This is a genomic window from Pleurocapsa sp. PCC 7319, from assembly GCF_000332195.1.
Lineage (GTDB): Bacteria > Cyanobacteriota > Cyanobacteriia > Cyanobacteriales > Xenococcaceae > Waterburya.
Genome location: NZ_KB235922.1, coordinates 3,629,339 through 3,654,174 on the forward strand (window position 1 = coordinate 3,629,339; position 24,836 = coordinate 3,654,174).

General features: G+C 39.6%; 20 protein-coding genes. 8 read left to right on the forward strand and 12 right to left on the reverse strand.

Features of this window, described 5'->3' with window-relative positions; translation table 11 throughout:
- The first annotated feature begins 9 nt into the window (after nucleotides 1-9).
- The 3 genes from PLEUR7319_RS36220 to PLEUR7319_RS0120495 all read left to right on the forward strand — a co-directional run bounded on the left by PLEUR7319_RS36220 (nucleotide 10) and on the right by PLEUR7319_RS0120495 (nucleotide 5,262).
- The gene (locus PLEUR7319_RS36220; RefSeq protein WP_019507099.1) at nucleotides 10-1,458 is read left to right on the forward strand and encodes an MFS transporter; all 1,449 of its coding nucleotides are present in this window, start codon (nucleotides 10-12) and stop codon (nucleotides 1,456-1,458) included.
- A complete protein-coding gene (locus PLEUR7319_RS0120490; RefSeq protein ID WP_019507100.1) occupies nucleotides 1,455-4,586 on the forward strand; it encodes a cyclic nucleotide-binding domain-containing protein in 3,132 nt (1,043 codons plus the stop codon). The genes PLEUR7319_RS36220 and PLEUR7319_RS0120490 overlap by 4 nt, the downstream gene beginning before the upstream one ends.
- Nucleotides 4,587-4,887: 301 nt before the next feature.
- A complete protein-coding gene (locus tag PLEUR7319_RS0120495) occupies nucleotides 4,888-5,262 on the forward strand; it encodes a hypothetical protein (protein WP_237743597.1) in 375 nt (124 codons plus the stop codon).
- Between the two features lie 130 nt (nucleotides 5,263-5,392).
- Here PLEUR7319_RS0120495 and PLEUR7319_RS0120500 read toward each other — a convergent pair whose 3' ends face one another.
- Both PLEUR7319_RS0120500 and PLEUR7319_RS0120505 read right to left on the reverse strand, forming a co-directional pair.
- Nucleotides 5,393-5,929, reverse strand: coding sequence for a COP23 domain-containing protein (locus PLEUR7319_RS0120500; RefSeq protein ID WP_158441867.1), 537 nt, complete (start codon nucleotides 5,927-5,929; stop codon nucleotides 5,393-5,395).
- A gap of 734 nt (nucleotides 5,930-6,663) precedes the next feature.
- Nucleotides 6,664-7,656 (reverse strand): D-glycerate dehydrogenase, encoded by a 993-nt coding sequence (locus PLEUR7319_RS0120505; protein ID WP_019507103.1) that lies wholly within the window; start codon nucleotides 7,654-7,656, stop codon nucleotides 6,664-6,666.
- A gap of 291 nt (nucleotides 7,657-7,947) precedes the next feature.
- Between PLEUR7319_RS0120505 and PLEUR7319_RS0120515 the strand changes: the two genes are divergently transcribed.
- Both PLEUR7319_RS0120515 and PLEUR7319_RS0120520 read left to right on the forward strand, forming a co-directional pair.
- A complete protein-coding gene (locus tag PLEUR7319_RS0120515; RefSeq protein ID WP_019507105.1) occupies nucleotides 7,948-8,145 on the forward strand; it encodes a hypothetical protein in 198 nt (65 codons plus the stop codon).
- 356 nt (nucleotides 8,146-8,501) lie between these two features.
- Complete coding sequence (locus PLEUR7319_RS0120520) at nucleotides 8,502-9,422, forward strand: class I SAM-dependent methyltransferase (RefSeq protein ID WP_019507106.1); 921 nt, start codon at nucleotides 8,502-8,504, stop codon at nucleotides 9,420-9,422.
- 35 nt (nucleotides 9,423-9,457) lie between these two features.
- Here PLEUR7319_RS0120520 and PLEUR7319_RS0120525 read toward each other — a convergent pair whose 3' ends face one another.
- The 3 genes from PLEUR7319_RS0120525 to sufC all read right to left on the reverse strand — a co-directional run bounded on the left by PLEUR7319_RS0120525 (nucleotide 9,458) and on the right by sufC (nucleotide 12,939).
- Nucleotides 9,458-10,747, reverse strand: coding sequence for a SufS family cysteine desulfurase (locus PLEUR7319_RS0120525; protein ID WP_019507107.1), 1,290 nt, complete (start codon nucleotides 10,745-10,747; stop codon nucleotides 9,458-9,460).
- A 78-nt stretch (nucleotides 10,748-10,825) separates the two neighbouring features.
- Nucleotides 10,826-12,163: a Fe-S cluster assembly protein SufD gene (sufD, locus tag PLEUR7319_RS0120530; RefSeq protein WP_019507108.1), complete on the reverse strand. Its 1,338-nt coding sequence runs from the start codon at nucleotides 12,161-12,163 to the stop codon at nucleotides 10,826-10,828.
- Nucleotides 12,163-12,939 (reverse strand): Fe-S cluster assembly ATPase SufC, encoded by a 777-nt coding sequence (gene sufC, locus PLEUR7319_RS0120535; RefSeq protein WP_019507109.1) that lies wholly within the window; start codon nucleotides 12,937-12,939, stop codon nucleotides 12,163-12,165. Before sufC ends, sufD begins: the two co-directional genes overlap by 1 nt.
- Nucleotides 12,940-13,703: 764 nt before the next feature.
- Here sufC and PLEUR7319_RS0120540 point away from each other — a divergent pair.
- Nucleotides 13,704-14,141, forward strand: a complete 438-nt coding sequence (locus PLEUR7319_RS0120540) for a response regulator transcription factor (protein WP_019507110.1) — start codon at nucleotides 13,704-13,706, stop codon at nucleotides 14,139-14,141.
- 294 nt (nucleotides 14,142-14,435) lie between these two features.
- Here PLEUR7319_RS0120540 and PLEUR7319_RS0120545 read toward each other — a convergent pair whose 3' ends face one another.
- Complete coding sequence (locus tag PLEUR7319_RS0120545) at nucleotides 14,436-15,761, reverse strand: IS200/IS605 family accessory protein TnpB-related protein (RefSeq protein ID WP_019507111.1); 1,326 nt, start codon at nucleotides 15,759-15,761, stop codon at nucleotides 14,436-14,438.
- Between the two features lie 31 nt (nucleotides 15,762-15,792).
- On the opposite strand from PLEUR7319_RS0120545, the gene tnpA reads away from it, so the two are divergent.
- The gene (gene tnpA, locus PLEUR7319_RS0120550) at nucleotides 15,793-16,278 is read left to right on the forward strand and encodes an IS200/IS605 family transposase (RefSeq protein ID WP_026102670.1); all 486 of its coding nucleotides are present in this window, start codon (nucleotides 15,793-15,795) and stop codon (nucleotides 16,276-16,278) included.
- 78 nt (nucleotides 16,279-16,356) lie between these two features.
- Here tnpA and PLEUR7319_RS0120555 read toward each other — a convergent pair whose 3' ends face one another.
- The 5 genes from PLEUR7319_RS0120555 to PLEUR7319_RS0120575 all read right to left on the reverse strand — a co-directional run bounded on the left by PLEUR7319_RS0120555 (nucleotide 16,357) and on the right by PLEUR7319_RS0120575 (nucleotide 20,634).
- Entirely contained in the window at nucleotides 16,357-17,643 is a 1,287-nt protein-coding gene (locus PLEUR7319_RS0120555; RefSeq protein ID WP_019507113.1) for a S41 family peptidase, read from the reverse strand.
- Between the two features lie 169 nt (nucleotides 17,644-17,812).
- Nucleotides 17,813-18,619 carry a pyrroline-5-carboxylate reductase gene (proC, locus tag PLEUR7319_RS0120560; protein WP_019507114.1) on the reverse strand — a complete coding sequence of 269 codons (807 nt, stop codon included), beginning with the start codon at nucleotides 18,617-18,619 and terminating at the stop codon, nucleotides 17,813-17,815.
- Nucleotides 18,620-18,648: 29 nt separating this feature from the next.
- A complete protein-coding gene (locus tag PLEUR7319_RS0120565) occupies nucleotides 18,649-19,221 on the reverse strand; it encodes a cell division protein SepF (protein WP_019507115.1) in 573 nt (190 codons plus the stop codon).
- Between the two features lie 401 nt (nucleotides 19,222-19,622).
- Nucleotides 19,623-20,294: a YggS family pyridoxal phosphate-dependent enzyme gene (locus tag PLEUR7319_RS0120570; protein ID WP_019507116.1), complete on the reverse strand. Its 672-nt coding sequence runs from the start codon at nucleotides 20,292-20,294 to the stop codon at nucleotides 19,623-19,625.
- Nucleotides 20,295-20,340: 46 nt separating this feature from the next.
- Entirely contained in the window at nucleotides 20,341-20,634 is a 294-nt protein-coding gene (locus PLEUR7319_RS0120575) for a PipX family protein (protein ID WP_019507117.1), read from the reverse strand.
- Between the two features lie 320 nt (nucleotides 20,635-20,954).
- Here PLEUR7319_RS0120575 and PLEUR7319_RS0120580 point away from each other — a divergent pair, with 320 nt between their 5' ends.
- Complete coding sequence (locus PLEUR7319_RS0120580; protein ID WP_019507118.1) at nucleotides 20,955-23,426, forward strand: ribonucleoside-diphosphate reductase subunit alpha; 2,472 nt, start codon at nucleotides 20,955-20,957, stop codon at nucleotides 23,424-23,426.
- 765 nt (nucleotides 23,427-24,191) lie between these two features.
- On the opposite strand, the gene PLEUR7319_RS0120590 is transcribed toward PLEUR7319_RS0120580, so the two are convergent.
- Nucleotides 24,192-24,809: an NUDIX hydrolase gene (locus tag PLEUR7319_RS0120590; protein WP_019507120.1), complete on the reverse strand. Its 618-nt coding sequence runs from the start codon at nucleotides 24,807-24,809 to the stop codon at nucleotides 24,192-24,194.
- Nucleotides 24,810-24,836 lie beyond the last annotated feature (27 nt).

Here is a 24,836-nt window from a genome sequence, read left to right on the forward strand (position 1 = left end):
TTTTGTTTTATGTCAACTCCTCAACCATCTAGTGAATCAGAAAATGCATCACTTTCAGTTTCCAAGTCCCAATTTAATTTTTGGCAACTATGGAATATGAACTTCGGTTTTTTAGGAATTCAATTTGGCTGGGGACTACAGATGGCCAATATGAGTGCTATTTTTGAGCATTTAGGCGCCAGCGCAGCTCAATTACCGATTCTTTGGATTGCTGCTCCTTTAACCGGTTTGTTGGTTCAACCTATTGTCGGTAATTTAAGTGACTATACTTGGAATTCTTTGGGCCGAAGGCGACCATATTTTTTAGTAGGGGCAATTCTAGCTTCTATAGCCTTAGTAGCAATGCCTAATTGCTCTAATCTTTGGCTGGCAGCAGGATTATTATGGATTTTAGATACGAGTGCGAACGTGAGTATGGTGCCGTTTCGAGCTTTTGTCGGCGATTTGTTACCCAAAAAGCAAAGAACGAAAGGTTTTGCGATGCAGAGTATTATGCTGGGCTTGGGAGCGGTTTCGGCATCAGCTCTGCCTTGGGTATTAAGTCAAGTTTTTCATGTTAGTAATATTAGTGGTAGTTTGGGGAAAATCCCTCTCACAGTAGAAATTTCGTTTTACATTGGGAGTCTACTATTTTTGGGTACTGTATTGTGGACAATTGTAACTACTCCTGAGTATCCACCGCCAAATTTAGCTAAGTTTGAGCGTTTAAGAGCCAAAAGAGGCGGTATTACCAGTAGTCTACGAGAAACTTGGCAGACTTTAGGACAAATGCCAGGGAAGATGCAGCAATTAGCGAGGGTACAGTTTTTTACTTGGTTGGGTATATTTTGTTTTTTGCTTTATTTTCCTCCTGCGGTGGCTTGGAATATTTTTGGTGCCACAAGTCAGAATTCAATACTCTATAGCGAAGGAGTGGAATGGGCGGGAATTTGTTTTGCAGTATATAATGCGGTTTGCATCGGCTTTTCTTTTGTTTTGCCCCGTATTGCTCAGAGACTTGGTCGTCCCGTAACTCACAGTTTGTGCTTGCTTTGCGGCGGAATTAGTTTGATTTCTCTGTTAATAATTACCAATCAATATTTGCTACTCCTAGCAATGGTGGGTTTAGGAATAGCATGGTCTAGTGCTTTGATTATGCCTTACGCTATGTTGAGCGGTTCAATTCCACCCCAGCGTCAGGGGATTTACCAGGGAATATTTAATTTTTTTGTTGTACTGCCAGAAATTACAGTTTCTCTGGGTTTTGGGTGGGTTATGCAGCATTTTCTCCATGAGAATCGTCTTTTAGCTGTGGTCATCGGTGGAGTATTTTTGGTCATCGCGGCGGGGTTAACTTTATTAGTTCAATCTAGCCCCGTTGATAATTTGACAATCGAGATGAAAAACTTAGAGACTCAAGAAGAAAGAGCTTCTAAACTGGCAGAAAGTAATGCAGCAAATGAGCAAAAAACATCATGATTAGTCAATTTGGTCGCTTGCCTCAACTCTTACTGTTAGCCGTAACAGTATTGACTTATAACGTCATGGCTATGGCGAGTGCTAATTCTCTTTTTGTCAGTCATGTTGGGGCTGGAGAACTGCCGATCGCGTTTATTTTGATTGGCTTATGTTCTCTTCCTGCTTATGGTGCTTTTTCTCAGGTTGCCGATCGCTATAGTCGTCCCCAGATATTTCGCTATGTGTTGTTAATCTCAATTGTTATGATGTTGGGATTAAGGCTGTTGATTAGTCTGGATCTGGCTTGGATTTATTATGCTCTTTTAATCACGATTTTTTTTCAGTGGGATTTTAATAATAATATTCTTTATCCTGGACTCCTAACGGATTATTTTACTACCCTGGAATATAAGCAATATGCTCCCTATATTGGGATGGCTCAGGCAGTAGGTACTCTCTTGGGTGGTGGTTTGACTATTTTGCTCTCCCGTTACTTTCCCAGTCGGGAATTACTATTGGCTTTGCCATTATTTATGGCGATCGCTTTTGGACAATTAATATATTTAGAAAAATCTCAACGTCGTCTCCAAACTCCTACCAAGGAATCAGACATCAGTATCGTCGAATCTTTAAGAACATTACCCGATCTGTGCCGACGTTATCCTTTAGTGTTATTTTTGGCTACTAGCACTTATTTACTCGTAATTATTTATATAACTTCCGAATTTCTTTGGTTCAATATTTATGGACAATACTTCAATGAATCAAAATTAACCGCATTTTTGGGATTAATGCGGATGATTATTTCCCTCATCCAAGTGGTATTCCTGTACGGTATTACTCGTCCCTTACTTAAATGGGTAGGTGTAGCTCGGTTAAATGCAGTGTATCCAGTTACTACTCTCTTGAGCCTTGGAGGTTTGCTGCTTAATTTTAATTTAGCTTCAGCGATTGGACTACATATCAATGGAGATGCACTCTATAAATCAATTAATCTTCCCATACATCAGCTAAACTACAACGGCATTCCCCATCAGTTTGTCGGCAGAATTCGGGCATTGAGCGATGGTTTGATTTATTCTCTGGGGTTAACTTTAGCTGGAGTAGTTTTGTGGGTCTGTCATTTTTATTTGAGCTTGGTGCAAATAACTTGGTTGGCAGCTGCCTTGACCCTAATTTTATTACTAGTGCGTTTACCAATGGGTCGGTTCTATGCCCAGAGTCTGGAGGAAATGATTCGCTCTGATACAATTAATTTAGATGATTTTAGCGATGAAGGAACTCCATTACCACCTCAGTCAGGCAAGGTAATTCGGGAATTTCTGGCAGATAGCGATCGCTACACTCAAATTAAGGGATTGGAATTAGCTGCCAATGTCGGGAATCCGAGTCAGTTTTTTCCTGAGATCAAAGTTTTATTACCTGATGCTGATAATTTGCTACGTCAAGAAATACTCAAGCTGTTTAGCAGCGATCGCGATGAAGTAACACTACAAAAGTTTGCCCATTTATTGACTGATAATCATCCTACTGTAAGAGCAACTGCTCTAGAGGTTTTGATTGCTAACCAATATACTTTTGAATCATCACAGCTAGAAGTGTTAATTGACGACAGTGATGAGGAAGTAAAAATATTAGGCTTAATTGCCGCGTTTCAATGTACCAATTCCGAAGATCTAGACCTCAATGTTGCCGAGCAATTTTGGCAGTCGGAATTATCTGACACTATTGCCAAAGCAATTTCTAGAGTTGTTCGTTATAGCCGAAATCCCGAATTTATTACCCTGATTGAATATTTACTACCTCGATCCAGTCCAGTAGCTAAGCAGGAAGCATTAGCAGCTCTGGCTAGCTTAGCTTTACCTCAAGACCATAATTTGGCAAAATTGGCTCGATCTGAAATTGGTCATTTTGAACCTTCAGTCAGAATTGCGGCATATAAGTTATTGGAAATTACTCATTCTGCCGAAATGTTAGATGTTGTTGCTACTGGATTAAAAGATCATCATCCACGAGTTCGTCAACAGGTAGCCAGCACTTTGGCGGCATTTGGCAAAGATGGTTTAAAGATCGCCAAAACTAACCTGGCGGCTGATAATCCTGATGTGGTTAACACGGCGATCGCTACTATTGGTAAAATTAGAAGCAAACGCGCTAACGAAATCTTATTCACCCACCTGACTCCAGAGTTTCAGCAATTAGCTCTAACTCGCAAGTGGCAACAGCAAATACCCGCTCAAGATCCTAGCTGGAAATTACTGGCGGTAGCTATTGAAGATTATCAGCAACGTCTACTGCAAAAGGTTTTGTATATCCTCTCCTGTTTAGGGTATTCCCGCACGGTTAATTTAGTACAGCGTATTTTGGCAACCAGCGATCGTCGTGATTTAGCTAACGCGGTGGAAGTCTTGTCTTCGATCAATCACCGTCGTTTTATTCAACCTTTGATACCTTTATTGGAACAAGCTGTAGCGGAACAACCTCCAAATCAAATCGAGTCTTCTCCCCAATGGTTAAGAAATAAAGGCTATAAATTACTACTGGAAGCTTTAGAGTCGAGCGATCGCTGGATTAAAACTGGGGCATCGATAGCTTTAGCAGTTATCCCCACCGCCCTACTCAAAGACCCCGATCCGATCGTACAATCAGTGGCACAGGAAATTTTTCCTGCCGCTGCTCAGCTTACTTCTCCTGTTAGCACTTCTATGAATCGATTACTCTTACTGCGAAACGTCGCCCTGTTTAAAAATCTCTCTCTAGATGAGCTGTTTCCCATCGATCAAGCTTTGGAACAAAGACAAGTCATGGCAGGAGAAACTATCTACTCTGAGGGAAGTTGGGGCTGGCATTTGTATATTATTGCTGAGGGAAGAATACAAATTGTTAAAGAGGTTGATGGTGAGCAGCAGGAAATTAAACAATTATCTACAGGACAATATTTTGGTGAAATCGCTCTTTTTGATGAGGCTCCCCGTTGGGATGGAGCGATCGCTCTAGAAGATTCTGTCTTACTAGGCTTGGAAAAGAAACGCTTTATTAGTCTGATTTCTCAACGCCCCCACATTATTTTAGAAATTTGTCGCTTTTTGAGCAAAAGGTTACGGGAAACTGACAAGTATATGTCTGCAAAGAAAATGCGATCGTCTTAAACTCTGAGCAATTTTCAACTTAAAGTAGTCATTGTATTAATGGGTAGGGGTTTAGCCAAGGCATTCGGTCTCTCGGTTACGGGTGAGCGAAATTTACGGTGGCAAAACTTTATTTTCGCGTTGTTTAAGTAACAAGTAACAAGTAACAAGTAACAAGTAACAAGTAACAAGTAACAAGTAACAAGTAACAAGTAACAAGTAAGGAATTTTTGGGATAGAAGAGAGAGAACGTGAAGCAGGAGTTAACTTTATTAGTGCCAGTTCTCAATTGGGTTTAGATGGCACAGTTTCAATCCTGACTTTGGATGTTGATTCTTTTCAGGATGTAGTAGAGTTACCTAGTAATGTAATAGAATCCGAAGAAACAATAGTCCAAGCTTGTAATGCTAATCGTGAAATAGCTGCTCAAAATGGCTTAACGATTAAAGGCCAAGGTGGTATCCTCCCCGAACCGAGCCAACCTTTAGATTCTGGTTTGTTGTTAGTTGATGGTCAAGTTGCCACCCCAAATTTATCAGCTAAATCTCAAGATATAAACCCCATTAAAACTAGCATGGGCAAAATCCTTCCAGCCAGAGGGGCGATCAAAACTAAAGATGGTCAAGTTATCTTAACTGCCTATCGCACAGATAAGCTCGGTACTCGCACTCCTCATATTTCTGCTAAGTGTAGTTAATGTTCACTGGCGATCGCAGGTGAAATCTGGCGTTGCCATCCCTCAATCTGGATGATGATGAACAGCATTAATAAATTGCAAGTTAAATGTGGATTAACTCAATTGAGTAATTAAGCGCAAGCATTTAATTTTAAATTTTGAGTCCTAGAAGTTGCAATAAGTCAACTGAATAGTAAATCGATTGTACCCCTCGCTCGTAAGACATCTTTTTATTAGCTTGGAGTTGAGGGTTGAGAATTGATTCTAGAACTTCATTCGCGGTTTTGAGAGGTTTTTCATTAGGATCTAGAGCCAGTAAAAGAAAATTACACTCATTGTTTTCCCCAGCCAAACAAATAACGGGAAGATTTTCTAGTTGTGTCGGTTTGAAAGTCAGACTAGACAAATCGCCATGTGAAACAAAATAATTTTCTAGTCTTTGGGATACATCATTGCAGGTTTGCTGGAGATCAGTCTCGCTGGGCAAAGCTTCTTGCTTCCAGTTAAATATAGGTAAAATCTCACCATCACTGGTTTTGGCTAAGGTAGAAGAGATCTTATTATTAGTTTGGCAAAAAAAGGTTTTCTCTGACGATAACAGGTTAGATTCGCCATGAGCAGCGGTAGTGGCAGCAGCAATTATGCCAGCTACTAACAGAGATCCTAAAGATAAATTTATGCTTTTCATAGCTCTTAAGTAGCTCATTTGGCTACAGGCTTTTACTAACATATTACCTCTTCAAACTGGAAAGATTATTAATTTGAATTAACCAGGACTTAAACAAAAATCAAGCCCAAACAAGACTCAAACTTGCTTTATAGTGCGAGTGGGAATACTGCCTATCGCACAGACAAGATTGATTACCCACACTCCTCATATTTCTGTTAACTGTAGTTGATGTTTACTGGCGATCGCTTTTGAGCTTTTCCCAGGGCGATCGCCAGTAAAATCTAGCGTGGCTAATACTTCTTTTTACTAGTGTTTTCCGTTGGCTTTAACCATCGCACAGCAGCAATTCAGACTAATTCGAAAGGAATTAACTACTAGGGAAGCAGAGACAATTGCGATCGCCATCCTACGTCAGAATGCCCTTGATTTGTATCATTGAATTTACTGGTAATTGCGCTCCTAAGTAGATCCACTTTATTAAACATGGAATGGTTAAGATCGGGGTTAGGTGATGGGGGTTAGGGATTAGGGAGAATCATCTTCAATTTTTTTACTGTTTTATTAGACGTTTTATTAGGTGGAGCTACTTAACATTGCCAAACAATTGCTCAGACGGTTTTCTTAACGATAACGTCAGTTCGACGATGTTAAAAACTCAGCAATTTACCAGAATTTATAAATTTTTAGATGCCTGAATCCTTTTTTCTATAGGTAAAAATTCATAACTCCTAACTCCGAATTCCTAACTCACATTAACGATACAATTCATCGTTAACGCAATGGGGCAATCTTTTACCTTCTAATCCCGCAATTAAATTATTGATAGCCATTTGCGCCATTTTAGCTCTGGTTTGATAGCTGGCACTGCCAATATGGGGAGTAATAATCACATTATCTAATTTTAAGAGGGGACTATCCATCGGAATTGGTTCGGGATCGGTAACATCTAAGGCAGCACCAGCAATCTGATTCGTACTTAGAGCTTGATATAGAGCTTGGGAGTCTACGATTGAACCCCTAGCTGTATTAATCAAAATGGCAGAAGATTTCATCAATTGAAACTGGCGATCGCCAATTAGATGATAAGTTTCTGCTGATAAAGCAGTGTGTAGGGAAATAAAATCAGACTCTGACAATAAAGTCTTCAATTCTGCATACTCTACACCCAATGATTCTTCCAATGAAGGTTCTAAGCGGTGTCTGCTGTAATAGAGAATTTTCATGTCAAATCCTCTGGCGCGACGGGCAACGGCTTGACCAATTCGTCCCAAGCCAACAATACCAAGGGTAGAACCACTTAAATCGGCTCCGAGTAATAAAGTTGGCTCCCAAGTCAACCATTGACCACCTCTAACAAAACTTTGAGCTTCTACTATTCGACGTGCTGCTGCCATTAATAATGCCCAAGTCAGATCGGCAGTGGCATTAGTGAGAACTCCAGGTGTATTACCTACAGGAACCCCCCTAGCGGTAGCCGCAGGGATATCGATATTATCGTAGCCAACTGCCATTTGACTGATAACTTTCAAAGATGGTGCAATTTCAAGCAGTTGCCGATCAATCGAATCGGTAAGCAAACACAGTAAACCATCTATAGACTTAACTTTTTCCAGTAACACTGAGTAAGTTGGTGGTTGTCTTTCCGACCAAGTTTCTACTACTGCTATCTGGCGTAATTGTTCTAATTCATCAACTTGGGGTAAACGGCGAGTAATAAATACTCGGGCTAGATTAGCTGGTGACATATTCTGAATGAAAGGTAATTCCCTCAATAACTCTCATTACAGATAATAGCGGTGCCTAAATAATTGATGATCGCATAGAGTAAAACTTCTTTTTCTAACTCAATAGTCAGTTTACCAGTATTGATTAATTTCACTTATAGATACTATAAAAATATATTTGTCAAATAAAGTTTGCAAAACTTAAATTATTTGTTACATTAATTTACATAAGGAAATAAATAAAAAATTTGCCATTGAGTCAGTACACAACGGCAATTTTAAGAAATTTTGATTGAGGTCTAGAAAATAATCATGTTTGCACCAATAGTAATTCAAGTTAGAAATCGTCTAGGTAAAGTCAAGTTCAATCAGCTTCGCGGTAAAGCGATCGCATTACATTCTCAGGTCATAACTAAAATTTGTAATCGTTTTGATATCGAAAGGACAACCAGACAGAACTTGATTAGAACGGCCCGTGACAATGGTAAAAGGTTAGGTTTACTGGCTTAAAATAGTTAAATTTTTTCTCTCGTCGACATTGATTTCTCCTACTTGACCTTGGCAGATTCTGCCAAGGTTTTTTGTTGATTGATAGGTAAGTGGGTTCGTAGTTTATCTATCGCCGAGCCTCAACTGTTTTTGAATCTTCTGTTAAAAGGAGGTAATACTAAATAAGATTGACAGAGGTTATTTATGTAGGCTGACTGGGAGACTGGGGGAGTAATCATTACTCATTACTCATTACTTCGTTTATTTAAGTAACCTACACCAACAGGATTTAGTATAAGAGCTTATCGGGAGAGGATGTCAAAGATTGGTATCCTAAAACAGGAACTATTTAATAATCTGCGATTAATTCTGTTTTCATGACTGTTACTGCAACTCAACCTCAGCTTGGATTGTCTTCCCGTTTGGTAAACGGAGTTTTAGCAATCAAACCCTTAGCCAGCTTTGCCAAAAACCGCGCCCGCAACATGATGATTAAGCGAGCTGAAGCGATCGGTGTACCCTGGCGAGAAAATGTACAACGATTAAGCGATCGCAATTGGGATGCAGAATTAACCGCAGTTGAGAATCGAGAACTCAAATATCCCGACTACTACACCACTTCTTTTCATGCCTACGAAGAGGGAAATCTGAGCTGGAAAGCAGCTTGGGAAGTAGAATCTGCTGCTTATGCAGTCCATGCCAAAATTTGGTCTACAGGAGATCCTAGTGGCGATCCGATGCTACGGCAAAGCTACCATCAAGTTATGGAACAGAAATTAGACATCACCCCCGCAACAATTCTCGATTTGGGTTGTGGTGTTGGGATGAGTACCTTTGCTTTACAAGAAATTTATCCCCAAGCCCAAGTTACGGGACTTGATTTGTCCCCTTACTTTTTGGCGGTAGCTCAATATCGGGGGCAACAAAATCAAAAAAATATTAATTGGGTTCATGCTGCTGCTGAATCGACAGGATTAGCTGATGCTAGCTTCGATTTGGTTTCTGCTTGCTTAATGTTTCACGAATTACCTGCCACCGCCGCTCAAGACATTATTACTGAAGCTCGACGTTTGTTACGTCCTGGTGGTTATCTTGCCATTATGGACATGAATCCCCAGTCGGAAATTTTTCTGAAGATGCCACCCTACATCCTAACTCTACTCAAAAGCACTGAACCTTATCTAGATCAATACTTTGCGTTGGATATGAAACAAGTATTTTCACAAGCAGGTTTGACGATTCCCAGTATTACTGTCAATAGTCCCAGACACAGAACAATTATTGCTCAGGCAGATTAATTGAACAAGCTTTAAGCTCCAAAGTTTAGTGTTACTTATTCGTTCATACTCTGAAAAAACTCAATAGTACTTTTCAAAGCTTCTACAAAGGTATCAATTTCTTCACGGGTGTTGTAGAAATATAGACTTGCTCTGGCACTACCAGAAGCTTTAAAGATACGGTGTAAGGGTTGAGTACAATGATGACCAGAACGAATGGCAATCCCTTCATGATCTAATAGAGTAGCTAAATCGCTGGCATGGATACCTTCGACGTTAAAAGCTGCTAAAGCTGCTCTCCCTTTCCCTTTGTCAGTGGGTTTTTTACCGTAAATTCTGAGACCAGGAATAGTTTCTAGCTTCTGGAACAAATAGGCAGTTAATTCTTCTTCATAGGTATGAATCTGATCCATGCCAATATTAGTCAGATAGTCCACTGCTGCCCCAAGGGCGATCGCTTCGCCGATCGCAGGAGTTCCCGCTTCAAATTTATGAGGTAATTCACCGTAAGTAGAATGGTCTAAAAATACCTCATCAATCATTTCGCCTCCACCCATAAAAGGTGGCATTGCTAACAAAATTTCTTTTTTGCCGTAAAGGAAGCCAATCCCCGTAGTAGCACACATTTTATGTCCTGAGGCTACTAGCCAATCGCAGTTTATTGCTTGGACATCAACAGGCATATGAGGGACACTCTGACAGGCATCGATTAATACCTTAGCTCCATACTGATGAGCTGCTTGAGTAATTTCTTCTATGGGATTAATTACTCCGAGAGTGTTAGAAACATGAACTACAGAAACGAGCTTAGTTTGAGCGGACAGTAGAGATTGATACTGAGTAAAATCAAACTCTTCAGTAGGAGTTAGTTCAACATACTTAATTACTGCACCGGTTTTTTGGGCAATCAACTGCCAAGGAACAATATTGCTATGGTGTTCCATTACCGAAAGAATAATTTCATCCCCAGGTTTAAGGTTAGCTAATCCCCAACTATAAGCTACTAAGTTAATTGCTTCACTGGCGTTACGGGTAAAAACAATCTCTTCACGGGAAGCAGCGTTAATAAATTGAGTAACTTTGTCCCTCGCCCCTTCGTAGGCATCGGTAGCCCTGCCACTAAGGGTATGAGCACCCCGATGAACATTGGCATTATCTTGTTGATAGTAGTTTTGCAGCACATCTAAAACTGCTTGAGGTTTTTGAGAACTGGCAGCACTATCAAAATATATTAGGGGATTGCCATTTACTTCCTGATGTAAGATGGGGAAGTCTTTTCTGACGCGATGGGCTAAGCTACTTTCGGTCGGGAATTCGCCTAAAGTTTTTTCCTGGGTTAAAGTCATATTCCTTTTAATTCTCGCTTTTTAATCTTTAGCTAAGTATCAGTTACTATATAATCTTTTTTGTCTATTCTCTGTTTCCTATTCCTTCGAAGGTTGCGAGTTAATTTTTTGTTCAATAGTCTCAGTAATTCTGGTTTTCAGAGATTCCAGAGCCAAGCGATCGATAATTTCTGCTGCAAAAGCATCGATTAATAGTTGATTAGCATCAGCCTCGCTTAAACCCCGACTACGAAGGTAGAATATTTCGTCGGCTTCTAGTTGGCTTACCGTAGCTCCATGAGCGCACTTGACATTATCGGCAGTAATTTGCAGTTCAGGCTTGGTATCAACCCTGGCTTTTGGTGATAGCAACAAGTTACGGTTTAACTGGGTAGCATCCGTTAACTGAGCCTCTTTGGGAACAAAAACCTTACCATTAAAGACTGTATGAGCGCGATCGCCTACAATACATTTGTGTAATTGATCTGTTGTGCCATTGGGCTTTGTCAGAGCAACAATACTGTGAGTATCTGACGTTTGTTCTCCTGTTGCCACCGTTAAACCATTGAGATAGGTTTCGGTTTGTTCTCCCTGCTGCAATACCTCTGGGTTATGACGAAATAATCTTGCCCCTAAATTAATCTCATTGATTGTATAGTGACTATCGCGAGCTTGAGATACCGCAGTTTTAGCAATATGGAAGCCAGCTTTTGATTCCTGTTGTAGACGTGTATGATTAACTCTCGCGTTATTTTGTACAAAAATTTCGGTAACAGCGTTAGTAAAGTATTCTCCTGTACCTACATATTCTTCTAGCAAGGAAATACTAGCTCCTGTTTCAGCTACCACCAAAGTACGGGGTTGAGCAAAACTTACTTCTCGATCGCCATTAGATATGAATAAAAGATGTAGGGGATTTTCGAGCACCACGTTCTTTTCCACCCAAATTACAGCGATATCATTACAGCCTGAAGTGTTGAGAGCGGAAAAGGCATCTTGTGCGCCATGCTGTTGAGCAAAGTATTTTGAGGGGTCAAAATTATTAGGTAAGTCATTTAAACTACCAACATATACCCCAGAAGGTAATCCTGATACGTTAGATAGTTTGGCATCGTATGACCCATTGACAAAAACTAAACGGCTATTTTCTGTTTCCTTTAAATGTGATTTGCCAATTGCTCCTACTTGGTCTTCTACTGCCAAAAATTTAGTTGCTGTCAAAGATGACAAATCTATAAAACGCCAGTCTTCATCTTTTTTGGTAGGTACAGATAAATGAGAAAGCCAATTCTTCGACTGTTGACGAATATCTTGTAACCACTCAGGTTCATTAGCCCTTACCAGACATTGTTGCAATAAACCTGTGAAAAAAATATCTTCTACTACTGGGGTTTCATTGATTTGAGAGATAGTTGCAAAAGGAATTTGTACAGCCATTAGACCCCTACCTCCGCCGTAGATTTATCATCCAAGAAGTCGTAACCACGTGTTTCTAACTCCAGAGCTAGCTCTTTTCCGCCACTGGTAATAATCTTGCCATTTTGCATTACATGAACAAAATCTGGTTCAATGTAGTCTAACAAGCGTTGATAGTGAGTAATCACCAAGTAACCCTTTTCAGGAGTTTTCAGTTGATTTACCCCATCAGCAACAATTTTGAGTGCGTCGATATCTAAACCTGAATCAATCTCATCCAAAATAGTCAGGGTAGGATCGAGTAACGCCATTTGGAGAATTTCGTTACGTTTTTTTTCTCCACCAGAAAACCCTTCATTGAGACTTCTCTCTAAAAAACTGGGGTTCATCTTGACTACTTCTAGCTTTTCTTCAATTAAATCCTCAAAATCAAAGGTATCAATTTCCTCTAACCCTTGATATTTGCGCTTGGCATTGTAAGCAACTCGCATAAAGTCTAGATTACTCACTCCAGGGATAGCGATCGGGTACTGAAAAGCCAGAAAAATACCACTGTTAGCTCTTTCATCAGGTTCTTTTTCAAGAATATTCTGACCCTGGTAAATAATTTCTCCGCCAGTGACTTCATAGTCAGGATGTCCTGCAATAATCTTAGATAGAGTGCTTTTACCTGAACCATTGCGCCCCATAATAGCGTGGACTTCTCCCGCTTTAATTTCTAAATTGACACCTTTTAGGATAGGTGTACCATCGACATTGGCTGTTAAATTGTGTACTGATAAAATTGTTTCGCTCATTGTTTGTTAATAAACAATTTCTGACTATTGATTTTAAGACTCCCAAACTCAGGTTAGGATAAGCTAGACATTGGTGAAGATTAGCGGTAAAACCTGAGAGGCTGACTCTTGAATTCATTTCAAGAGCTGGAGCACCTCGTCTAAAACCGCATTTTTCCGCAAGGGAATGCTTTCCAAGAAGATTGGTTTATTTGTTTATTAAAACAACATTTTTGTTGTTTTAGTCTATTGTAGACTACATTAACAACCTATATGTTGTCAAAGTCGGAAAAAATCTTGATTAACCACTACAAAATTGGACTTTAGACACAAATCAAAAATTTCGCGATTGACATTTCCAGAGAGATTGGGGAAGTAATCAATACTTAGTTACTTATTACTTCGTTTATTTAAGTAAGCTACACAACAGGATTTAGTATTAAGTAGGTGGGTGAAATTAAATATAAAACGGTTTTTGCAGGGGTTAGGGGTTAGGGGATGGGTGATAGGGAAAAGATTAATTACTTGGGTTTTATAAATTATTATGCCTATCTACTTAGCTGAAGCTCATCGATTGAGATCCCTGGAGATCAATGAAGGTAAAAAGAACAAAGCTAATTCATGAGTGAATATCTTTGTTGCAAATAATAAGCATTGTCTTAAATCTATACAATCATTACGAATCATAACAAAAAAGCACTTTATCTCTGTTTTGTACCGACTTTGTCACTTTTGGGTTCCATGCTAGTGAGAGTAACTAATTTTATATTTCGAGAGGTCCCCAGTTGAATATTCTGGTTGTTGTAGATGATCTATCCCGTTGGCTCAAGCTTGCTCAATTTTTAAGAGCAGCTAACTACACTCCCCGTCTGGCTGAGAACTCACTAGACGCGATTAATATTTTTCCAGAGGCTGATCTAATCATGGTTGATGCAGAACTTTCCTCTGGAGGAGTTGAACTATGTCGAGAACTGCGCTGCCGTGGCTATAGTCGTCCACTTCTATTGATGGCCTTGGAATCACTTGATGATGTGCGACTATCTGGTGCAGATGATTGGATTGAATTTCCTTTCTATGGTCCAGAGATCGCACTCAAAGTAGAATTATTACTTACCCGTTATCAGCTCTGGACTATGGGTTCGCAGACAAACCCCAGCTTTTATGCTTCGTTTTGCACCATAGACTCTATTGCCAAGTCGGGTAAACCAATTAAAAATTGTTAATTGTAGATTGACATCGATTAAATTTCTCAGTGTCATGCTCCCACGCATAAATGACGTGGGATTCTTGGTTCATCCCGACGTAAGTAGGTGGGTGAAATTAAATATAAAACGGTTTTGGCAGGGATTAGGGGTTAGGGGATGGGTGATAGGGAAAAGATTAATTACCTGGGTTTTATAAATTATTATGCCTACCTACTTATCTAGATGAGAACAGCTTGGAAACCACTATCGTTTTGTCAGAGTGAAGACATGAAGCTCTCAGCCCTGCCTGGAGGCGAGGACTGAGTATCTGCTCTACAATGTAGGTCTGCATGACCACAACATCGAAAGCGTTACCCAGCTTCTAGGTGATGAGCAGGAACTTTTGCCTTGCTCATCCTGTGGGCTGTTTCCACCCATCAGTTTAAGAATAAATCTGGCGCCAATATTATAACTAGCAGACAAGTCGCAATTGTACTTTTTCCCGCTGCTGAATACGGCTAATTCGTAGTTTTTACTACTTCGTTTTACTTTACCGCTACCGTCGAAAGCATTACTGCTAGTGCCACGGGGATAGACAAATTGAACTTGTCCACCAAGTTCTGACCATTTCATCTGCGTCAGCTCAACAATGCGACGATGTAACCAACTGTGAAAACGTTGTCTCAGAGTAGACTTCCGCTTGCCACCTCTTGGTCGCCAGCCTTTTAGATGCTCAAACACTATATATTTGACACCATATTGTTTGGCTATTTTAACCAATCTCGCAGATACTTTTTGCCCAATTTCTCGATTGATGTTTCCTGCTTTGCGGTAAAGTCCACGGGTGAAACCTTTGCATAGCTTACCAGTTAGACTGGCTTTTCTACTAACTCGCTTTAGTCGTTTGTCTCGACGGTCTATGTCTCTGCCAGGATGAATAAATTCACGATGGCTTACAGTACCGTCAAAGTTAACAATTGAAGCTGTAGCTGTTGTATTGATTCCCAAGTCTATTGATAAGACTGAATCTTTTTCTTTTAGCTTGGCGTTCTTGATTTGAAATGGCACAGACAGGTGGCACTTCTGCTCATTTACAATTAAGTATGGTGATTGGCGCTGGTTATCTGGATTTAAATGTCTTTGTCTATGACCAGTTACACCTACTGTTATCCATAACCAATCACTTCCAGTGAACACTTTTATCTCCGCACTGTTATTGTCATCAGCAAAACGAATACACTGATTTTTATATAAAGGGGGATAAGTTCGACAGTCAGTATTTAATCTTGGCGGTAGCGCATCTTTGCGCTTTCTAATTCCTGATTGCCATTCTCTATATCTAGTTACGAAACTGGATACTTGTCCTATAGCAAATTGAATTGCTCCACGACGATAATAGCTAGGGAATTTATGAAAGCGAGTACCAAAGTATCTATATTTGATTTCAGGATTTTTAGCAGTAGCATGAATTAATCTTTCTACTGCTGGGATTTGTTTATTCGCCTCTAGTCTGCCAATAGTTGACCAGTGTGTTTGAACAACTCCAATTAAGCAACGAACTAAACATCTGAACTCGGACACAGTGTTTTGCAACAACTCTTTTTGCTTTTGGGTTGCCACAATACTCCACTTATCTGTCCTGATGTTTTGTTTGACCATGAAAGTATTGTATCATATAGTGTTTATTTTTATGATCAAACCAAAGCCTCATAATCAAAGCTTTGGGTACAATGCTGTTCATATAGTGTTTGTAACAAAATATCGTCACGAAGTCATAAACAAAGAAATAGAATCTAGATTAATAGAAATGTTTTCGAGGCTTTGTTCTACTCAAGATTCTGAACTTTTAGAATGCAAAGCAGACTTAGGAAAACTAGATCATATTCATTTGTTAGTAGACCTTGCGCCTAGATTATCTCTTGGTAAGCTTTGTAATATTCTGAAAACTATTAGCAGTAGAGAGATTAGAAAAGAATTTGCTACTGAGCTAAAACCTTATTACTGCGGTCAGACCCCGCGTCGCCGACAGGCGCAAGGGAACGCTGACCAAGAGAGGAAGCCTAAATTTGGGAAACAGGGGTATGGCTATACTACATGCGGCTCAAGCCTTTGTGCAGGTGGAGCCGCTATCGATGTGCTTGTCAGATATATCGAAAACCAAGGCTACGATGATTAATCTCAACCAATAGCTCGGCGCTCTAACTCAGCCCTGCTCTATCGAGGCGAGGACTGAGAGTGCGAGCTGATTGCCTGTTCAATACGATTTACCTTGAGGCACATCAATGATCGCCTTCAGTACGTTTTCTATTGCTTGTTCTTTTTGCGGATCGACTCCTTGAGCGTAGGGAATAGACCATGGAACTCTGACATCAGGTATGATACCTTCTCCTTCTAAGCGATCGCCATCAACAAATACATCAGCGACTGCTAAGTAAAGCAAACTGCCATCGGGCATAATGTAGGGACGACCGGCAACTACTGCTCCTGCGGTTTGGCTGCCAACAATTGGTCCAACATCATATTTACGGAAGCCATAGGCTAGAATTTCTTTACCGCTTCTCGAGCCTTGATTGACTAACATTACTACCGGTTTTTGCCATTGTAATTGGCTTTCTCTGGCAACACCGTCGCGGGGAATACTAGTAATGGTTGGTACTGGTGCAGTAAAAATATTTAGGTAGTCAGGACTTGCTCCTCCCCAGCCATCACGAATATCCCAAACTAATCCATCGGTATCTTTTAGACGAGTATAAACTAGCTCTTCTTCAAGCTGTTCTTGATATTTGGGGTCTGCATAAGACCAAATATGAATATAGCCAACTTTTTTATCTTCCCGTTCGATTACTTCCACACTATCTTTAACAGCATCCAAAAACATAGTTGCGGGATTGAATACTTTTGGCGTGACAACAATTTCTTGCGGCGATGATTCAGGAGTTCGCTTGATTTGCACTGGGATTTTTTGTCCTGCTTGATCAATAAATGATTGAATAGCTTGAAAGGGTTTATCCTCAACACTTAATAGTTGGTCTCCTACTTTAAGTCCTGCTGAACAAGCAGGAGAACCATTGATCATTGCTTTGATAAAAGTTTTACCTTTAAACTCTTCAGTGTAGATGCCGATGCCAGTATATTCCAATTTGCCATTGGGTAAAAATGGTTTGAGGTCTTTCAGCAAGTACTGGCGGAAAATTCCCGCAATTTGATAGTAGGCTGGTTCGTTTTGAGTATAGAAGTGAGTGTGGGAAGTATTTAACTCTGAAAGCATTTGATTGATAATTTCAGCTAGCTGTTCGGTTGATTTAGCTTGTGCTGCTTTCGGTCGATACTGTGATCGCATTTCTTCCCAATCAACGCCGTTAAAATTGGGGTCGAAAAAGTTTTCGTTGACAGTACTCCAGGCTGATTCAAATACTTTTACTTGAGATGAAGATGATTGCGAAAAAACAGGTGAGATAGAATAGCATAACCAAATCAAGAAAAAGCCTAACACAAGGGCTGCTCTCCATCTACTAAGCTGAGAAAAGATTGACGGTTTCATCTCTAATTAATTTGATTAAATGTTATGTTTCTTCCATTGTGATGAAGAACTAAGTCGGAAACTTGACCCTGATCGTCAGTAACGAGAGTCAAGGGGCTTCGCCCCAGCTAATAGCTAACAGCTCATAGCTTTTAAAGGTAACTAGTCGTCGGTAATTGCTTGGGAAATTTTACTCACCTAGTTCCTTTGATCTAGCGGTTGCCGTTTTCACTGCTTCGATTAGTGCCGAACGAAACCCTAAACTTTCTAATTTAGCCACTCCAGCAATAGTTGTCCCCCCCGGACTCGTTACCCGATCTTTGAGAATTCCTGGGTGCATTCCTGTTTCTTTAATTAGGGTAGCTGTCCCTAATACTGTTTGAGTCGCTAGCTGAAGTGCGATCGCTCTGGGTAATCCCGAAGCTACTCCTCCATCAGCTAGAGCTTCAATGGCTAATGCCACAAAAGCTGGTCCTGAACCTGATAATCCTGTCACCGCATCCATGGAAGACTCGGGAACTTCTACGACTTCTCCTACCGCAGCAAAAATTGATTTAGCTTGCTGAATATGTTGCTCCTGTACTTTTGTTCCTGGAGCGATCGCCGTCATTCCGGTTCCTACTGTAGCGGGAGTATTAGGCATGACCCGAATTACTGGCTGTTGGGGGAAAGCTTGCTCTAACTTGTCTAAGGTAACTCCTGCTAAGATCGAAATTACTGTGCTGTGGGGATTTGGAGTAATATTAGCGATCGCCTGAGCAAATACCTGGGGTTTGATAGCGAGTAACAATATTTCTGAAGCAGATACCGTAGCTTGATTGTCTGCCGTAACTTGAACTTGATACCGCTGAACTAAAAATTCACGTCTTTCTGCTCTGGGTTCGCTGACTAATATGGTATTGGCAGCGAATATTTTTTGTGCTAAGAGGCGAGACAAAATAGCTTCTGCCATAATCCCGCCTCCAATGATACCGAGGCAAATACTATTAGATGTCATTACCTAATAATACTATTGATTGATGAGAATTATTGAGCAACTACACTAGGTTGTTGTCCCCAAGAATCAGGTTCGGGTACAGAACGACGTACATGAGGTTCTGGGGTATGCACATCTCTAAGAATTCCTGTCAAGCTGCTGACTTTAACTGAACTGGGAGTAAACAAAAAGATACTTTCGCCAACTCGCTCTTGATGACCATCCATGGCATAAGTTCCACCAGCGATAAAATCTACAGCTCTTTGAGCTTCTTCTGGATTCATAACGTTGAGATTTAACACCACCGATTTACGCTCCCGCAATGCCAAAATAACTTGAGGCATTTCTTCAAAAGAGTGGGGTTCAATTACTACTACTTCGGAATTTCCATTAGCTAATCCTGGCATACCAATTACATTATTGAGCTTCATGTCTTGCTTACGGTTTGGTTTATTGTTGTTGGAAGATGGGATTTTAGTAAGTTCTGGTTGATTGGATCTCGAAGAGTTGTTATAAGGCTGATTTTCCAGCCCTTCTTGAGCTGGATCATATTCTATATAATCCTCATCTTCGCCGATGTATCCGCCTTCAATCCCAAAAAATTCTTTTAATGTATCAAACATATTGCTAACAATTCCTAACTAATTTACGACTTTAATTTGGCTGAATAGGATATCTCTTTAAGTTATTGCTGAGTTATGAATCTAAATGAAAAACCGAACATTTTTTAAACAACAAATTTTTGTTTATTTATCTTTTGATAGCTTCAGCTTGAGACAATTAGAGTAACTAGCAATATCATTCTCAAAATTGAATGAGAAAGTGGCTGTGTTTAAAGAAATATTTGTTTGGCGACTTAATTCTACTCCACAATTCCCTAAATAGCAGGTTCGGTAAAATCAATAAATTGATTTAAATTTATCTATCTTGGCTTTTCTTGGTTTTTCTTAACATTACAGTAATTTTCTTAATTTATTTTTCTTGCGGAAAATATCTTGTAATCCAGTCGGATAAACAGTTGCGTTCAAATATTCCTGGGACCAAAAATTATTCTGCCCAAGCGAATCACATTAGCCTCAGCTTTGATGGCCAACAAATAATCCGCAGACATTCCCATAGATAACTGCTCCATAGACAAATTAGAGTAGTTTTTTTGTCTTATTATTGTTGCTAATTTTCGAGTTTCTTGAAAAGCCTTTAGTGTCTCTTCTGAGGATAATCCTAGCGGTAAAATCGTCATCAACCCCCGAATCTTAAGATACTGATATTGGTTTAGTTCTTCTAAGGCGGATAGTAATTCTGGTACTTCCCAGCCATATTTATTAGGGTCGGGTAAGATCTTGACCTGGAGTAAAGCCTGAGGTCTAAGGTGACAATCTTGTGCTAACTTGTCTAATCGCCTTGCTAAAGATAACCGATCGACCGAATGAATCCAATCAAAATTCTCAATGATTTTTTTAGCTTTATTGGTTTGAATATGTCCAATAAAATGCCAGCTAATATCAGTCAAATCTTGCAGTTGGTCTTGTTTGGTAAGAGCTTCTTGAAGGCGATTTTCACCAAAATCTCGTACTCCTGCAGCATAAGCTTCACGCATTGGTTTAATACCAACCTGTTTAGTAATGGCAATCAACTTAACAGTTTTGGGAATTTCTTGTTTAATTCGCTGAATTTTTTCCGAGACCGAGTCTGTCATTAAGATAATCTAAAAGTTAATTTTAAAATCTTAGTATGGATGAATTTTAGAGAAAAGTACGCTGATAAATAGCTTGAAGTTGACGATGTTTGGCTACTTCACGGTCGAGTAATAATCGTCGCATCAAGCTCTCGACTAATAAACGAGCATCGGTTCTACTAATGGGTTCAAAAGAAAAATAATTACTGTCAGTTGTTACCGTAAAAAACAAACGTTGGGCATACAGAGTAGTAAATAATTCTTGATTATCCTTAAGCAGACATATTCTGTAGAGAAGTCCAAAGGTAGGATGATTCAAATAAATTTCATTTGGTTGACTCTCATTTGGTTGATTGTTCACTCTGTAATTCAAGTAATTTTGCTAGATGCCATGAATATTTTTAAAAATTATACTATTCACACATCGATAGTGGTGATTCAAAATTGTCAAGGCAACTTAAGAAATCATTAGGAATTTTCTAATGGCAATTTACTTTACAGGTGCGAAAAGCAAATTGTATTTGTTCCGTTCTAGAGCCAATTATTGTGTTTTATTGTGTTTCAAAATCTAAAATCAAAACTATATATAGAGTAATATGAGCTGAATCTGATTAATTTAACACTATATGTGGGTAAAGTTGGGTTATAGTAGAAAACCAGACTAATCAAAATTGTTTGAGTATGCAGCCAACTCTACCGTTAACTAACGATTCAACAAGCCAGTTGGATATGGCAGATGAACTTCTCCATTCCCAGACTTCAATATCAACAAACGATTCAAATCAAAAAACATTGAACACGGGACAAACCCAACAATTAGTAAATTTTTCTGACTCTGGCTCTTCACGAACATCACAACCTTATTTAAAAACCCGACAAGAAGCAACTTCAAAGATTCAGGTAGTTAGGCGAGATGGCTCACTCACGTCTTTAGATATTACCAAGATACGTTCTGTGGTTGAATGGGCTTGTAAGTCCCCGTCGCCCGAGATTTCCTCAAATGTTTACGCTCAACATAGCGAGCACAATGTTAATCCTATTATCTTGGAGGCTGGCTTAACCACTAGGTTACGTGATGGCGTTACTACGAGAGAGATTCAAGATAATTTAATCGACTGTGCTTTAGGAATGTGTAGTCCTGCTGAACCTGAATGGCGATATGTAGCGGGAAGGCTTCATGTCTGGAGTTTATGGAAAGACACCCAGGTTAATCGTGGATTTGGCTACGGAGATTATTACGCAGCAGTTCAATTTCAATTAGACGCAGGACGCTATGATCGCCAGATTTTAAAATATTCAACTGCCGAATTAGTTGAAGCTGGCAGTTGGATTAACCCTGATTGGGATAAAGATTATGATTATGCGGGGGCAGTTTTATTAACTAAACGTTATTTATTAACCGATGAACTACCCCAAGAGGCTTATCTTACCTGTGCTTTATTACTTGCTTCTCAGGAAAAGCCAGAAATTAGATTAACTATTGCTAGAAAATTTTATCAAGCGATCGCCCAACGTAAAATTTCTTTGGCAACGCCGATTTTAGCGAATTTAAGAGTGCCTAACGGCTCCTTGAGTAGTTGTTTTATCATTGGCATGGACGACAACTTAGAAAGTATTTTTGAGGAGATTACTAACGCCGCTCGAATTTCTAAAAATGGTGGTGGTGTTGGAGTCAACGTTAGTCGGATCCGTGCTACTGGTAGCTGGGTCATGGGCAAAGACAATGCATCGGGAGGAATTATTCCCTGGATTAAGTTACTCAATGACACAGCGATCGCAGTTAATCAAGGTGGACGTAGAGCCGGAGCAGTTACTGTCGGTGTAGATATTTGGCATCTGGACGTGCCTGAGTTCTTAGAAATGCAGGCAGAAAATGGCGATCGCCGTCGCAAAGCTTACGATGTATTTCCTCAGCTAGTCATCGTCGATGAATTTATGCGTCGAGTTGAGGCGAAAGAAAAATGGACGCTAGTCGATCCTTATGAAGTTAGAGAACAATTGGGCATAGAGTTAGCCGAACAGTGGGGCGAAAATTTTGAAGCTGCCTATGCTCAAATAGAAGCAGAATTAGGCAACAAAATTACCCTCTATAAGCAAGTGGATGCTCGTGAATTGTTTAAACACATCATGCGCAGTCAGGTTGAGACGGGAATGCCCTATTTAGCCTTTAAAGATACCATTAATCGGGCAAACCCTAATAAACATGAAGGCTATATCCCTGGAGTTAACTTATGTTGTGAGAGCTTTAGCAACGTCAAACCAGGATTAGAAGCCCATTGTTGTAACTTAGTCTCTCTTAATTTGGCTAATTTAGAAACAGAAGAGATAGCGACTGTATCTCAGCTAGCTGTCAGAATACTGGATAACACTATTGATTTAACTAAGCCACCTTTTACTGATAGCAAAACCCACAACGATAAATACCGCACTATTGGGGTTGGTTGTATGGGTCTAGCTGACTGGCTAGCAAAACGTCATTTAACCTATGAAAGCCTAAGTGAGATTAGTCATCTCTTTGAAGAGGTAGCTTACTGGTGTACCTCTGCCTCTATGGAATTAGCGAAAGAGCGCGGTGCCTATGCTGCTTTTGCTGGTAGTGAATGGAGTAAAGGAAAATTATTAGGAGCGAAAACCTTAGAGGAAATTTTGGCGATTGCCAAAAATAAAGAGCGGTGGGTGCAATTAGTCCAAGATGTGCAAACTTATGGCATTCGTAATTCTCATATTACGGCGATCGCACCTAATACTTCTTCTTCCTTAGTCCAAGGCTGTACTGCCAGTATTCTGCCTGTCTACAGCAAGTTTTTCTACGATAAATGGGCTAAAGGAACAGTACCTATCGCCCCACCATTTATTCAAGACTGTTTTTGGTTCTATCGCGAAAACAAAAGCTTAAATCAAAAAATTGTCATCAAAGCCGTCGCTACGATGCAGCAGTGGATCGATACTGGAATTTCCATGGAATTGCTCTTTAATCTCAATCAAGGGGTATATTTTCCTGATGAGCCAGAAAGAGCAGTTAAAGCTAAAGATATTTTTGAAACTCTGGTTATGGCATGGCAAGAAGGTTGCAAAGCAGTTTACTATGTCCGGACTGTACAAAAAGACGACTTTAAGGAATCTAGCGAAGGATGCGCAGCTTGTGCTAACTAAAACAAGTTAATGCTTAATAGTTGATTTTTGATTGGCGTTAATTAAATTATTTTATTTACTAGAGGGATAGAGCATTTGTTCTATCCCTCTTTTTTGAGCGGAGATAGATCGAATTCAACTTAAATTCAACATTGCTTCTTATCTAATTTTAAAATACTGCCTAACTTAACGTCAGTTAGGGTTAAGGCAATTTAAGGTTTAGTTTAGCTATGAATTGGTATGTCCTTATACCAATGAAACAAACCTATTAATTTAAACTAACTTAGTCTTTAAGTTATATAGAAGATTACTGTCTACTAAGACAAAAAAATCTTCTGCCAAGAACAAAGTATCTTTTAAACAAGCGATCGCGATGAATACGACTCAATTTCTTATCCTATTGTTGCAATTAATAACGATAACAAATTTATCTGAGCTATCAGGATTTATGAAACTGAACGTGGACTTTGATATGGAGGCGGATTGGGAGGAAACCCAGATGTTCGACGAATAAACAGTGTCAGTAGAAAATTAATCGAGATATGTCATTGTCTTTTTTTTGACGAACGAAAAATCCTCTGTTGGTATTATGCAAATTTATTAAAGCACTCCAAGCTGGGCAAGTTAACTAGAGGTCGTTCCGATCTTTGAACATTAACTAAGGCACGAAGGAAATCGGTTGGAACTACGAAAAACACGATTTTATGGAGCCTAAAGTTTTAAGTCAAGACAAATAGTTGATTCGTACAGAATCTCCAACTTTAACTAAAAACTGAAATGATCTTTTTAGTCAAAATCTGTGGGTAAATCTGAATTGCGGTAATATTTAAAAAATCTTTTGATTTGCTTTTCAGTAACTCTAGACTCAGACAATTCAGGAATATCTTGTTCACTAAAGAAAGCAACTTCACTGGTTTCATTGCTTACTGTAGCTTCCCCTCCGATAATTGCACAGTGAAAAAATAGCTTATAGATATGATAAGGATAAGCTGGTTGATGTTGCTGTTTTTCTCGATCATAGACTGCTAGCAATTTAATCGCTTTCGTTTCAAATCCCGACTCTTCATAAACTTCTCTAGTGACTGATTCACCTGGTGTTTCATTAACATCGGCCCATCCACCAGGTAATGTCCAACGCCCGCGATCGGCAATCTCTCTGACCAAAAGAATTTTTGAGTCTTGAAAAACGACTCCGCGCACGTCAACTTTAGGGGTTGCATAGCCAAATTCAGTCGCATTAAATTCTAAGTATTGTTCCACGGAGAGATTAGTATGGTTTGCCAATATTTCTGCGGAAATTTCTCCAATGCGCTGATAGCGTTGTCGATCAAATTGCTCTTGGGAATAGTGTAAACCCGTCTGACTTATTGCTTGAAGTTCTTTTGCCCATTCAATCCAATTCATAAGTTGTTAATGATCAATTGTCCTTAG